The following is a 12,961-nucleotide window of genomic DNA, read 5'->3' on the forward strand; positions in this document are numbered from 1 at the left end:
GTATGAGGAGCGCGCAAGACCGAGAACACCCGGTCCAGCCCGTCCTGGTTGACCACGTCGCGCACACCGACAAGATCAACGTTATCCGCCGGGACCTTGACAGTCAGATCACCTTGCGTGACCCGTAAGACCAGGTACTGGCGCTCTTCTCCTTTGATGACCCGGGACTCGATCGCCTCTATCAGCGCAGCCCCGTGGTGCGGGTAGACAACCGTCTCGCCGACCTTGAAAGTCATATGTTCCTGTCCCCTTTCCCACGACAAGGATAGCACGACTCTTCCAGACCTCTAGAGCGTTTGCGCTGGTCAGAGGGGAAACTCGAGCTTGACAATCGGCGAGCGACGTGCTTGCGGGTGATCAGCAACACAACGGAAACGCAGGCAGCCTGGCCGCGGCGACGGCGGAGCATCTTCCATCTACCGTGGTCAACGGTAGGACAGAGTGCGTCGGAGCGCGCCCTCGGCCGAACTTCTCACCACCTCCTCACGCCGGCCCGGACACCGCTCGATACCCTTGAGTCCGGCTCATTCAAGCGAAAGCTGCGTCAAGTCAAGGAGTACCGGTGAAGTCTGCCGCCCGTCCACGTCGCTCGCCACGGCTCAGGCGCCTCGTCCTGGCCAGTGCTCCGGCGCTGGTACTCATGCTCGCCGGCTGCGAGATGCACGAGCAGACCCAGGGTTGGTACCCACGGTATGACGGTGTGACGGCCGAGGCCGGGGAGATCGGGCTGCGTAACGTCGTCGTGATCGCGGCTCCCAGCGGCCAGGCCACCGTCCTCACGTCGTTCGCGAACCGCGGCGCGGCCGATGACCTGCTCGAGGTCCGTATCGCCGAGGTGACCGCGGAGCCTACGGACGGTCCGCTGGCGATACCGCAGAACGGATACGCGGCGCTCGGCCCGGAGTCCCTCCAGGTCGCACTCGACGGCGTCGACCTGGTTCCCGGGCAGCTGGTCGAGGTCGAGTTCCGGTTCGAGGATGCGCCCCGGACGACGGTCGACGCCATCGTCAAGGAGCCGGAGGGCCGATACGCCAACGTCACGTTGACCGAGCCTGAAGAACTCGAGACCGAGGAACCGGCCGGGAACGGCTCCGACGACGGCGGCACGTCCGGCGACGACGGCGAAGACTCGGGCGAGACCGATGAAGCCGACACAGACGAGCCCTCGGACGACGAGCCCTCGGACGACGAGACCCCGGACGACGAGGCCGCGGACGACGCCGCAGGTGACGACGGCACGAGCGATGACTCTACCGAGGCCGACGATGCCGAGGCTGGTGCGTCGGAGGACGACGAGGGAACCGAGGGCGCCGAAGACGGGGACGACGGTGCGGGCACCGGCTCCCCGGACGATGCCGAGGCCGGGTAACCACGTCCTCACCGGCCATCGGCCGGGACGATCGGCTGCTTGCCACCCGATGGCCGGCTGGTGACCGTCGGAGGTCCGTGACCGTCGGCGGCACATGACATACGGCGCCGACGCTGCTCACCAGCACGTGTCTGCCGGCTCACCAGCGACGCCTGTTGGCGTGGTCGGATACACGTTCGGTACTGTTCCGGCCTCGAACGACGCTGATAATACCGGCATGTGGGCGACTATGTGATCTACTCGGAACATCACATCCGACTGGTCAGAGGTGAGGACGCGGCAGAATATGAGTAACCGCTCTCAGAGTTCTGAACGAGCACACGCCCAAGTCTCGGTCGAGCGCGTGACGATCGGGCTTGTGGCCAAGACCGCCGGCGTCTCCCGAGCGACCGTGTCGCGCGTGATGAATGGAAACCCGCGGGTGGCCCAGGACCTGGCCCAACGCGTGCGACGCGCCGCTGAAGAGCTCGGATACGCACCAAGCCCGGTGGCGCGGAGCCTGGCACTGGGCCGCACCGGTATCATCGCGATGCTCGTTCCGGACCTCGGCAACCCCATGTTCCAGGGGATCCTGCACGGCCTGACCGACGCGGCGGCCCAAGAGAACTACCGGCTACTGGTGGCGGACTCGAATGAGAACCTCCATGAGGAGCCAGTGCTCGCCATCGAGGCGCGCCGACGCTGTGACGGGCTGGTGCTCTGCGCGCCTCGCATGCCCGCCGAGCAGCTCCTCGACCTCGCCCCTCAGCTCGCACCGTTCGTGCTGATCAACCGGGAGCTGCCCGGATTCGCCACGCCGTCGCTCACCATCGACTTCGCGGCGGGAATCCGGGACCTGGTCACGCACCTGCTCAGCCTGGGACATCGTCGCCTGGCCTACCTTGCCGGGCCGGACACCAGCGCATCCAACCATGCCCGGGTGCAGGCGCTGCACAAGGCGGCTGAGGGCACGTTCGAACTGGTCGAGCTGCCATGCGGCGCCACGTTCGCCGACGGTCACGCCGTCGCCGACCAGCTCACTGATCTTCAGGTCACGGCCGTCGTCGCCTACAACGACCTGGTGGCCTTCGGAACTCTCAGCCGGCTGCACGAGCTGGGCATCAACGTGCCTGCGCAGATGTCGATCGTCGGGTTCGACGACATCCCGTTCGTCCGGTACACCACACCCCCGCTCACCACCGCGTCCGTCCCGATGGACCAGCTGGGCCCGCAGGCATGGGAACGACTCTGGGCACTGATGAACGACAAGAGTCCTGAGGAGAACGTCCACGTCCGCCCTCGCCTAGAGGTCAGGGGCAGCACGGGCCCCGCACCCTCCCGCTGAGCATCACCGCCCACACGTCATCGGAGATAGCGGTTCTGTTATGAAACCGGTTTCCGCTATGCTGGCGCCAGTGACCACCGAACGGGCACAGGTGTCAAAGCTGGGCAAGGAGTGGGTAATGGCTGAAGTGGACATGCACGACGACCGTCTCTTGCCACCGGAAGCGTCGGTGCGGACGGTGGCACGAGAGCTTTACGCGCAGGTGAGAGACCTTCCGCTGCTCTGTCCGCATGGACACGTGGATCCGGCGCTGCTGGCCGACGACGAGCCGTTCCCCGACCCGGCGTGGCTGTTCATCATTCCCGATCACTACGTGCATCGGATGCTGCACTCGGCACGCATCCCGCACGAAGAGTTGGGGCTGGTCGACGTCGATGGAGAGCAGCGAGAGACCGATTCCCGACGCGTATGGAAGCGGCTCTGCGAGAACTGGCACCTCTTCAGCGGCACCCCCAGCAAGATCTGGCTGGAGATGGAGCTCGCGGAGGTGTTCGGAATCACCACTCGGCTGGCCGCGGATACCGCCGACCACGTCTACGACGAGCTGCTCGAGCGGCTGGCCCAGCCGGAATACAGGCCACGGGCCCTGTTCGAGCGGTTCAACATCGAGGTACTCGCCACGACGGACGACGCCACCGATCGGCTCGAGACCCACCAACGGATCCGGGACGATGCCTGGACCGGCAAGGTCATCCCGACGTACCGGCCGGACAAGGTCCTCGACCCCGACCAGCCGACGTTCCACGCGTCGCTGAAGCTGCTGGGTGAGGTGACCGGCCAGGACACGATGTCGTATATCGGTTACCTGACGGCGCTCCGGCAGCGACGCGAGCACTTCCGCCGGATGGGTGCCACCGCCACCGACCACGGCCACCCGAGCGCCTACACCGTGGAACTGTCGGAGACCGACGCGGAGAAGCTGTTCCGCCGGGTCACCGAAGGTGAGTACGACGCCACTGACGCTGAACAGTTCCGTGGTCACATGCTCATGCAGATGGCGAAGATGAGCCTCGAGGATGGCCTCGTCATGCAGCTACACCCGGGCTCGGTGCGCAACCACGACCGGCGCCTGCTGGACCGCTACGGTCTGGACAAGGGCGCCGACATCCCCGGCCCGACCGACTACGTGAACCACCTCAAGCCGCTGCTCAATAAATACGGCAACGAGCCCGGCTTCACTTTCGTCGCGTTCACGCTCGACGAGGCCGCGTATTCGCGCGAGCTCGCTCCCCTCGCCGGCTACTATCCGGCGATGCAGCTCGGGCCGGCCTGGTGGTTCTATGACAGCCCGCACGGCATCCGCCGGTACCGCGAGCTCGTCACGGAGACCGCCGGTTTCTACAACACAGCCGGGTTCAACGACGACACGCGTGCCTTCGCGTCGATCCCGGTCCGGCATGACGTCGCACGGCGGATCGACTGCGGTTACCTCGCGCAGCTCGTCATCGAGCACCGGATGGCGCTTGACGAGGCGCATGAGGTCGCCCACGCGTTGGCGTACGGCCGGGCCAAGGAGGTGTACCGGCTGTGAGGTCATCCGGGTGCCGCGGCCAGCAGCCGTCCAGGACCCCGCTCCACGGCATCCTGTCGTGACTCTCACTCCGCACCGAACACGCGACACTCGAAAGGGCATCACGTGACCGATCGTCTGGGCCTCGCCAACCTGACCAGCGTTCCCGAGCCGGCTCGACCTGGCTACGATCCACAAGACCTCAGCGTCGGCCTGGTGCATCTCGGCGCCGGCGCGTTCTTCCGGGCGCACCAGGCCTGGTACACCCATAAGCTCGCCGAGAACGGTGACCACGGATGGGGGATCCTCGCGAGCAGCCAGCGCTCCGCGACGGTCACCGATCAGCTGGCGGCTCAAGACGGTCTGTACAGCGTGCTCGAACGGCCGACACACGCAGATCCGGTGGCACGCGTCGTCGGTGTGATCCGGGGCACCGCGTCCGCCGCGGCGGATCCGCAGCCGATCATCGACGCCATCGCCGACCCGGGCGTCCACGCGGTGACCTTGACCGTGACGGAGAAGGGATACCGGGCCGACGGCGGACGGCTCCGGCTCGACCCCGAGATCCAGGCCGACCTGGACGGCCACACACCCGTGACCGTCGTCGGTCAGCTCGTCAGGGGCCTGCAGAAGCGAGCCGCCGTGGGCGCCGGACCCATCGCGCTCATCTCGTGCGACAACCTCAGCGACAACGGCGCGGTCCTGCACCGGCTGGTTCACGACTTCGCGGACCGGCTGCCCGGCGCAGACGCGCCGCGGACCCGCGAGTTCATCGAGCGGCAGGTGACGTTCCCCTCTACCATGGTGGACCGGATCGTGCCGGCCACCGCCGACGCCGACCGCGACGAGGTCCGGCGGCTGCTCGGCCTCCGGGATGAGGCGGTCGTCGTCGCCGAGCCGTTCATCCAATGGGTGATCACCGACGAGTTCCTCGGGCCGCGCCCAGCATGGGAGAAGGTAGGCGCCACCCTCACCCGGGACGTCGCGGGATACGAACGGGTCAAGCTCCGGCTGCTCAACGCCACCCATTCACTGATCGCGTACCTTGGAGCGCTGGCCGGTTACGAGACCATCGCACAAGCGCTTGCAGACCCGCGGATCGAAGGCGCGGCGCGGAAGCTTTCCGACCAGGACACCATGCCTACGCTCGTCGCACCCGACGGGATGGACCTCACCGCCTATCGCGAGGACGTGCTGGACCGGTTCGCCAACCCGGCCCTCGGCCACCGGACCGCCCAGGTCGCCATGGACGGGAGCCAGAAGCTGCCGCAGCGCATCCTGTCCACTGTCCGGGAACGGCGTGCCGCCGGCGCCACCCCGGCCGTCGGCGCGCTGCTGGTCGCGGCCTGGATGCGGTTCCTCCTCGGCCGGGACGACGACGGGCGCCTGCTCGACGTCTCCGACCCGATGGCTCAGCGGCTGATCTCGCTGATCCAGCGCGCGGTCCCCGCCGAGGAGACGGTGCGCGGGGTCTTCGGCGTCACCGAGATCTTCGGCGAGGACCTCGCCGAGGACGACGAGCTGGTCAGGGCGGTCGCATCATGGTATGGGTCGCTTCGTGACTTCGGCGTCGCCGACACACTGAGCACCCTGTGAGCGCCGGTCAGCGGCACGACAGCACAACAACTCACCAAGGAGCATGACCATGGGGAAGAAGCGATACGCGATCGTGGGGCTCGGGTCCCGGTCGCGGATGTACACGCGGGCGCTGCTGACCGACCACCGCGACGACGGTGAGCTGGCGGCTCTGTGCGACGTGAACCAGACCCGGATGGACTTCCAGAACAAGTGGTTCGCCGACGAGTTCCACGCCGACCCCGTGCCGGCCTACGACGCGTCGGACTTCCACCGGATGCTGGACGAGCAGCGCGTGGACGCGGTTATCGTGACGTCCGTGGACCGCACTCACGACCACTACATCGTCGAAGCGATGAAGACCGGCCGCGACGTGATCACGGAGAAGCCGCTGACCACCGACGAGGCCAAGTGTCAGCGGATTCTCGACGCTCAGGCGGACACCGGCCGCGACCTCACGGTGACATTTAACTACCGCTACGCACCTCGCAACAGCAAGGTGCGCGAGATCATCGCTTCGGGCGCCATCGGCGACGTCGTGTCCGTGCACTTCGAATGGCTGCTCGACACCCGGCACGGCGCGGACTACTTCCGCCGCTGGCACCGGGACAAGCGGAACTCCGGTGGGTTGATGATCCACAAGTCCAGCCACCACTTCGACCTGGTGAACTGGTGGCTTGGTGCCGTGCCGGAGACGGTGTTCGGCTTCGGCGGCCTGAAGTTCTACGGCTGGGACAACGCAGAGGCGCGCGGTGAGGCGGCCCGCAGCTACCGCAGCCACGGCAGCGACGACCTCGCCACCAACCCCTGGGCCATCGACCTGGCCGAATCGCCGGAGCTGAAGGGACTGTACCTGGACGCCGAGCATGAGGACGGGTACGTGCGGGACCGCAACGTGTTCACCGACGGGATCAGCATCGAGGACGATATGGCGGTGCTGGCCAGGTACAACACCGGGGCCACTCTCACCTACCACCTGACGGCGTACTCGCCGTGGGAGGGCTACCGGGTCGGGTTCAACGGCACCAAGGGCCGGCTCGAACTCGACGTCGTAGAGCGTTCCTATGTCTCCGGCGGCGTGATCGACCCCAACGCGGCCGGAGCCGACCAGCCCGGAAACGAACCCATCGACCGCACCCGCCTCACGTTGCGGCCGCACTGGGAGAAGCCGCAGGCCGTAGAGCTCCAGGAAGAGGGCGGCGGCGGCCACGGCGGTGGTGACCGGCGGCTGCTGGCCGACGTGTTCAGCCGGCGCCGTGAGCCGGACCCGCTGGGCCGTGCGGCCGGGCACACCGACGGTGCCTACGCGATGCTGACCGGGGCGGCCGCCAACCGCGCCTTCGCCACCGGTCTGCCCGTGGCGATCTCGGATCTGGTGACCTTCCCGTAGCCTCTGGGGCCACTGCCGACGTCGTACGTCCGCCGTCCCTGCCGGGACCGGCGGGCGTACACACGTCATGGGGCGCCGACGATATCGCGGCCGATGATCTCCTTCATGATCTCGGTCGTGCCGCCGTAGATGGTCTGGACCCGCGCGTCCACGAAAGCCCGGGCGATGGGGTACTCACGCATGTAACCGTATCCACCGTGCAGTTGCAGGCAGCGGTCGACGACTCGCTGCTGAAGCTCACTCGCCCACCACTTCGCCTTGGCGGCGTCGGTAGCGGACAGCGTGCCGGCGTTCAGCGCCAGCACTGCCCGGTCGATGAAAGCCCGGGTGACGTCGATCTCGGTGGCGATCTCGGCCAGTGTGAACTTGGTGTTCTGGAACTGGGCGACGGGTTGACCGAATGCGTGCCGACCCTGCACGTACTCCACCGTCCATGCCATCGCCGCCTCCGCGGCCGCCAGGCCGTAGTACGCGATGGACATGCGCTCCCTGGGCAGATGCTCCATCAGGTGTCTGAAGCCCGCGCCCTGCGTGCCGAGAAGGTTGGCCGCGGGGACCCGGACGCCGTCGAAGAAGAGCTCCGAGACGTCCTCGCCCCGCTGGCCGAGCTTGTCCAGCTCCCGTCCCCGGGTGAAGCCGGACATTCCAGACTCGACTACCAGGAGGCTGAACGCGCCGGACGTACGGGCCTGCGGGTCGGTGCGCGCCACCACGATGATCACGTCGGCGCGCGCGCCACCCGTGATGAACGTCTTGCTGCCGTTCAGAACCCAGTCGTCACCGTCCCGGACCGCTGAGCTACGGATTCCACGCAGGTCGCTGCCCGCGCCGGGCTCCGTCATCGCGATCGCCGCGGCCTTCTCGCCGCGGCACAGGGCCGGCAGCCAGCGCTCCTTCTGTTCCTCGGTGCCGAGGTCCACCAGGTACGGAGCGATCAGGTCGTCGAAGCCACCGAGCGCGACGCCGACAGCGGCGGCGCCCGCGCGGGCGATCTCGTCCATGATCACGCACCGGAACCGGTAGTCCGGCGAACCGCCCCCGCCGTACTCCTCCGGTACGCCGAGTCCGATCAGCCCTTGTTCCGCAGCGACCTTCCACACCTTCGCATCGATTCGGCCCTGGTTCTCCCATACCTCGACATTCGGCGTGACTTCGCGGTTGACGAACTCGCGCACACTCTGCCGGAACGACTCGTGCTCGTCGTCGAACAGCTCAGATCGCATTCATCCTCCTGGTAAGACAGGCCAGGCACCGTATAGCCACGCCGCGTGGACGCGGTAGAGGACTACCACCCAGCGGAAATGAGGAACATCCACGCCTCTCGCCCGAGGACGGCTATCGATGAGGAGCTCGTCGATTCCCACCAGTGTACGAGTCGCCCCGTCGGACACAGGGGCATCGTGGCGATCGGAGACGCTTCATTCCGGGCCCGGCCGCAGCCGGCCCACCGCTTCGCGCTGACCGTTGCCGCTCTCCACTCTGGTCAGCCTGCTCTTCATCTCGGACCGCTCCAGCGACCCGGGAGGCACGAGCGCCACAGCGGTGCTCACGGACAGGCGATCCCGGATCATCCGTTCCAGGCGCCGGGCCAGCTCCTTCAAGTCGCCGGGCTCATCGCCCCACTCGACGTCGACCTGCAGCGGCGGGTCGACTCGCGGGCCCGGCGCCGGCAGCACCACCTGCACCACGCCCGAGGTATGCGGGTACGCGGCCTGGACGACGTCGCGGATCGCCGACGGGAACACGTTCACTCCGAGCACGATCAGCATGTCGTCGGTACGCCCGACGCAGCGAAGAAGCGGCACACCGTCGGCCGTCACCGCGGTGATGTTCACCCGGTCACGCGTACGGAACCGGACCAGCGGGCAGCACTGCCGGTCGACCGAGGTGTACACCAGCTCACCCGTCGCTCCTGGCTCGGGGTGCACCTGCTCGCCCGAGTCCGGATCGATGAGCTCCGCGAGCACGTGGCTATCGCCGACGAAGCGCATTCCAGCGGCGCCGGGCTCCTCGGCGAACAGCAGCGGAGCCATGTCGGCGTTCCCCAGCCCTTCGGTCACCTGCGCGCCCCACTCGGTGGCGATGTGCTCCCGGAACGCCGGCTCGCCACCACCCGGCTCGCCACCCACGATGATCTTGCTCAGCCCGAACTCCCTCGGATCCCGGCCGAGCTTCTCCCGGACGTAGTCCGCGAGGTAGCGAGCGTACGACGGGGTGGAGTGCAGCGCGGTGACTCCCAGCCGGGACATCGCCAGCACCGCCTTCTCCGAGGCCCCGGTGCCGATCGGCACCATCGTCGCGCCGATCTGCTCGATCGCGTCGCGGAACGGCAGCCCGCCGACGAACAGCGTCAGCCCGGCGCCGTGCACGACGACGTCGTTGCGATTCAGCCCCTGCGTACGCAGCCCGGCCGCGACCATCTCGGTCCAGGCCGCGGCGTCCCTACGGGTGACCCCGACCCAGCTCGGCGCACCTGTGGTACCCGTCGAGGCATGGACACGGACCACCTCCGACATCGTCACCCCGGCGTGCCGCCCGAGCGGCGGCGCCACCGCCTGGCTGTCCCGCAGCATCTGCTTCGTGGTGAGCGGGAACCGGGTCAGGTCCTCCAGCGTCTCGAGCGCCGCCGCCCGCACTCCGTGCTCGGCGAAGAGATCCGCATAGAACGGTGACCGCGCAGGAAGCTGGAACAACTGATCGCGCAGCATCGCCAACGCCTCACCACGGCGTTCGAGCTGGGTGAAATGAGCAGTAACCACGCGGGTTTCCTCTCCGTGCGCCGGTTCCGGGTAGCTGTACGACGTCGCATGGTGAGCATGATCTGGCTTTGTGTGCGCCATCCTTGGCCAGTCGTTCCGGCCTGGGCGAGAGGGTTTTCTGTGAGACGGAAGGGGAGTGCCTGCCCAGATCGCCGCGGCCGGGCGTCACGCCGTGCGCATGAACAGGGGGTGGCGTCCAGGGAACGGGAACGCATATTGACACCGTGGTTGCCAGGCACCCATCGTGGTTCGACACGGTAAACGGAACGCGACCTATGTCCAGCACGGTGAACGGAACACCACTGACACGGTGCGCAGTGAAGTGACCGCCGAGAGGAGCGGTCTGCCGAGTCTGCGCCCTGCCCGCGCGGCGACGACACCGCGCGCATGAGCCCGTGTGGAAGCCGACGAGGCGACGACCTCACGGACACCGACCGCGACCCGGGGGATGGCAATGGTGCTGTCAGAAGCGAAAGTCCAACCTGGCGATGCCGTGACCGAGCTGCCGAGGATGACCGCAGCCGGACGGGTGCTCGCCGTTCTGGAGGCCTTCGGCCCGGAGCATCCCGTCCTGTCGCTGAGCGAGATCAGCCGACGCTCGGGGCTCACCCTGACCACCGCCCATCGGCTGGTCGGCGAGTTGCACCGCTGGGGTGCCCTGGAGCGGGACCATCGGGGGCATTACGTCGTCGGGCTACGGCTGCTGGAGCTCACCGCCCTCGCACCGCGTGGCCTGCAGCTGCGTGAGCTGGCTCAGCCGTACCTCGACGACCTGCATCTGGCCACCCGCGCGAACGTTCACCTGGCGGTCCGAGACGGCGACAAGGTGGTGTACATCGAATCGCTGCGAGCCCGCGGCGGAGCCGAAGTGCTGAGCCGGCTCGGAGGCCGCTGGCCCGTGCACGCCACCGGCACCGGTCAGGTGTTGCTCGCCCACGCATCACCCGAGGAGCAAGAGGCGGTGCTCGCGGCGCCGCTGTCCCGGTTCACCGACCACACTCTGGTCGACGCGAAGTCGCTGCGGGCGGTACTGGCCGACGTCCGGACGGTGGGTGCCGCCATCGCCGAGTCACAGCTGACCCCGGGCGTGATGGCGGTGGCGGTACCGATCCGTGGGCATAAGGACGAGGTGGTGGCCGCGCTCGGGCTGACGGTGCACCAGGACGGCACCAACGCACACAGTCTGGTCCCCGTGCTCACCGCGACCGCCCGAGGTATCTCCCGCGCCCTGGGCGCGCCGTCGGCGTCCTCACGCGAGCCCGCCCGACGCAGGCACCCTCAGCACGGGCGCGTGACCCACGCCTCGCTGGTCAGCTGACAGGTCGCGCGGAATGGGCGATGAGATCTCCAGGCGGCGGGTTACGCCGGGCGTATAAGCCCGGTTCCGCTGTGGCCCGGTTGGGCTTGAGCCTGGCGATCTCATCGCCCATTCCGCGCGACTTCTGATGCCGTCGCTCAGGGCCGCGCCGCTGAGCACGGCCCCGTTCCGCGGTTGGCCTTTCGCGCTCCCATGCGGCCGACGTGCGGGATGAGTGGTGCACCGGTGCGGGCGCGGAGGGCGCCCGCCCATACGCCCGCGCCGTAGGCGATGTCGTCCACGACACCTGCCATGATCCACCGCGGCAGGTCTACGTCCGGCCGTCGCGACACCCATTCGCGGATCCAGGGTGAGGCAAGCAGCACGGAGAGCAGTGCGAGCCGTCTTCCCCGCCGGGACCGTGCACGCCGCGCGCCGCCCAGGACGGCCGCAGGCACGACCACGGGGAGGCCGAACTGAGCCGTCGCACGCGCGAGCCCAGTCAAGGTGGAGCCCACGGCCTGCGCGGTCATCCGCGGTGCGTGTGCCGCGGGCACACCGGAGTCGCGCAATGTGCGTGCCAGCGGTGCGGTCGCCATGGCGGCGGCACCGGCCGCGAGGCCGGGACGGCGAGCCAGCACGAGGGCAGCGATGGCCGTCGGCCACGGCTGCAGAACCAGCGGGGCGAGCCGGTCCGGGTGGCGGCGGGCGAGCGGGCCCGCCGATGTCCCATACCGGAACCGCCGGCGCAGGTAGGCCGGCCAGTCACCCGGCTCCGCGTGGCCGACAACGACATCCGGCTGGTACCGGACCTGCCACCCGGCGTCGATCATCCGCCACACGGCATCGACATCCTCGCCGTACCGGAGTTCGCCGTCGAACGCCGGGGTACCGAGCGCCTCCCGGCGGACGACGAGCGCGGCCGTGGGCACGTACGGGACCCGCGTGCCTGGTCTGACCAGTGCCTCCCGGGTACCGAGGTCAAGTGGTGAGCGCACCGCCGCGTACCTGTCGAGCAGCGGCCGCCGGAGCCCGCGCCGGGCCAGGCCGGAGACCCTGGGAGCGACCCCTCCGACTGCCGGGTCGTCGAAATGGGCGGCGAGTCGCTCCAGCCAGCCGGCCGGGGGAACGCAATCGCTGTCGATGAACGCGATGAGATCGGCGTCGCCGGCGGCTGCCAGCCCGCTGTTGCGCGCGGCCGCCGGACCGGCGTTGACCGCTCTGGGCACGAGCCGGGCGCCATGCCGGGCGACGACGCCGGCGATCTCCGCGGGGCGGGTGGAGCCGTCGTCGACGACGATGATCTCGGCGACCGTTCCTGTGCCGAGATCGACCCGCATCGCCCCTAGCAGCGCGTCGAGCTGGTCCGCCCGGTCGTGGACGGGGACGATCACCGCCACACGGCCACCGAGACGGGCGCTCTGCGCGCCGGTGCCCGCACCCGGGCGTAGTGGCGGGCGGGGATGCGCCGCACCGGCCGAGACGAGGCGGCGCGCCAGGGCCCCGGCCGCCGGTGTCCGCACGGGTCCACCGAGCAGCTCGGAGAACGCGCGGGAACCGGCCTCGCTCAGCCGGAGCACCCGGCGCGGTTCGCCGCCCACGAGGACGCGGCCACCCTCCACGACCACGGTGTCCGGGTCGAGCACGACGCGGAAACCCGCCGGCAACGGCGCCCCTGACCGGCCGGTACCCGACGCCCCGGGTTCACCGCCCGGACTACGCCTGGAGTGCGGTCTT

10 protein-coding genes are annotated in these 12,961 nt (G+C 68.7%); 6 read left to right on the forward strand and 4 right to left on the reverse strand.

Translation table 11 applies throughout. From position 1 onward, the window contains the following. Positions 1-236 (reverse strand): CarD family transcriptional regulator (locus ELR45_RS41825; RefSeq protein ID WP_276320759.1); only part of this gene is annotated, 236 nt, incomplete at its 3' end. A 326-nt stretch (positions 237-562) separates the two neighbouring features. Here ELR45_RS41825 and ELR45_RS32220 point away from each other — a divergent pair. From ELR45_RS32220 to ELR45_RS32240, 5 genes are all read left to right on the forward strand, one after another. Continuing rightward, the gene (locus ELR45_RS32220) at positions 563-1,369 is read left to right on the forward strand and encodes a hypothetical protein (RefSeq protein WP_129669939.1); all 807 of its coding nucleotides are present in this window, start codon (positions 563-565) and stop codon (positions 1,367-1,369) included. A 286-nt stretch (positions 1,370-1,655) separates the two neighbouring features. Beyond that, a complete protein-coding gene (locus ELR45_RS32225; RefSeq protein WP_129669940.1) occupies positions 1,656-2,693 on the forward strand; it encodes a LacI family DNA-binding transcriptional regulator in 1,038 nt (345 codons plus the stop codon). Between the two features lie 70 nt (positions 2,694-2,763). After that, the gene (gene uxaC / locus ELR45_RS32230) at positions 2,764-4,224 is read left to right on the forward strand and encodes a glucuronate isomerase (RefSeq protein WP_205857696.1); all 1,461 of its coding nucleotides are present in this window, start codon (positions 2,764-2,766) and stop codon (positions 4,222-4,224) included. Between the two features lie 105 nt (positions 4,225-4,329). Continuing rightward, a complete protein-coding gene (locus ELR45_RS32235; protein ID WP_205857697.1) occupies positions 4,330-5,799 on the forward strand; it encodes a mannitol dehydrogenase family protein in 1,470 nt (489 codons plus the stop codon). A 49-nt stretch (positions 5,800-5,848) separates the two neighbouring features. Beyond that, positions 5,849-7,168, forward strand: a complete 1,320-nt coding sequence (locus ELR45_RS32240) for a Gfo/Idh/MocA family oxidoreductase (protein ID WP_205857698.1) — start codon at positions 5,849-5,851, stop codon at positions 7,166-7,168. 65 nt (positions 7,169-7,233) lie between these two features. Here ELR45_RS32240 and ELR45_RS32245 read toward each other — a convergent pair whose 3' ends face one another. After that, positions 7,234-8,391 (reverse strand): acyl-CoA dehydrogenase family protein, encoded by a 1,158-nt coding sequence (locus ELR45_RS32245; protein WP_129669942.1) that lies wholly within the window; start codon positions 8,389-8,391, stop codon positions 7,234-7,236. A gap of 195 nt (positions 8,392-8,586) precedes the next feature. Further along, positions 8,587-9,927 (reverse strand): phenylacetate--CoA ligase family protein, encoded by a 1,341-nt coding sequence (locus ELR45_RS32250; protein ID WP_205857699.1) that lies wholly within the window; start codon positions 9,925-9,927, stop codon positions 8,587-8,589. Between the two features lie 511 nt (positions 9,928-10,438). Here ELR45_RS32250 and ELR45_RS32255 point away from each other — a divergent pair. Further along, on the forward strand, positions 10,439-11,245 hold the full coding sequence (locus tag ELR45_RS32255; RefSeq protein ID WP_129669970.1) for an IclR family transcriptional regulator: 807 nt from the start codon (positions 10,439-10,441) through the stop codon (positions 11,243-11,245). Between the two features lie 137 nt (positions 11,246-11,382). Here the strand turns inward: ELR45_RS32255 and mftF are convergent. Continuing rightward, positions 11,383-12,961, reverse strand: a 1,579-nt coding sequence (gene mftF / locus ELR45_RS32260) for a mycofactocin biosynthesis glycosyltransferase MftF (RefSeq protein ID WP_205857700.1), incomplete at its 5' end; no start/stop codon positions are given.

Origin of the sequence: Phytoactinopolyspora endophytica (assembly GCF_004138495.1) — a bacterium.
Lineage (GTDB): Bacteria > Actinomycetota > Actinomycetes > Jiangellales > Jiangellaceae > Phytoactinopolyspora > Phytoactinopolyspora endophytica.

What these genes read in the sequence shown, in the direction of transcription:
- ELR45_RS32255 (WP_129669970.1), top strand. Translation starts at nt 10,439, where the DNA reads ATGACCGCAGCCGGACGGGTGCTCGCCGTTCTGGAGGCCTTCGGCCCG.
- ELR45_RS32240 (WP_205857698.1), top strand. Translation starts at nt 5,849, where the DNA reads ATGGGGAAGAAGCGATACGCGATCGTGGGGCTCGGGTCCCGGTCGCGG.
- ELR45_RS32225 (WP_129669940.1), top strand. Translation starts at nt 1,656, where the DNA reads ATGAGTAACCGCTCTCAGAGTTCTGAACGAGCACACGCCCAAGTCTCG.
- ELR45_RS32245 (WP_129669942.1), bottom strand. Translation starts at nt 8,391, where the DNA reads ATGCGATCTGAGCTGTTCGACGACGAGCACGAGTCGTTCCGGCAGAGT.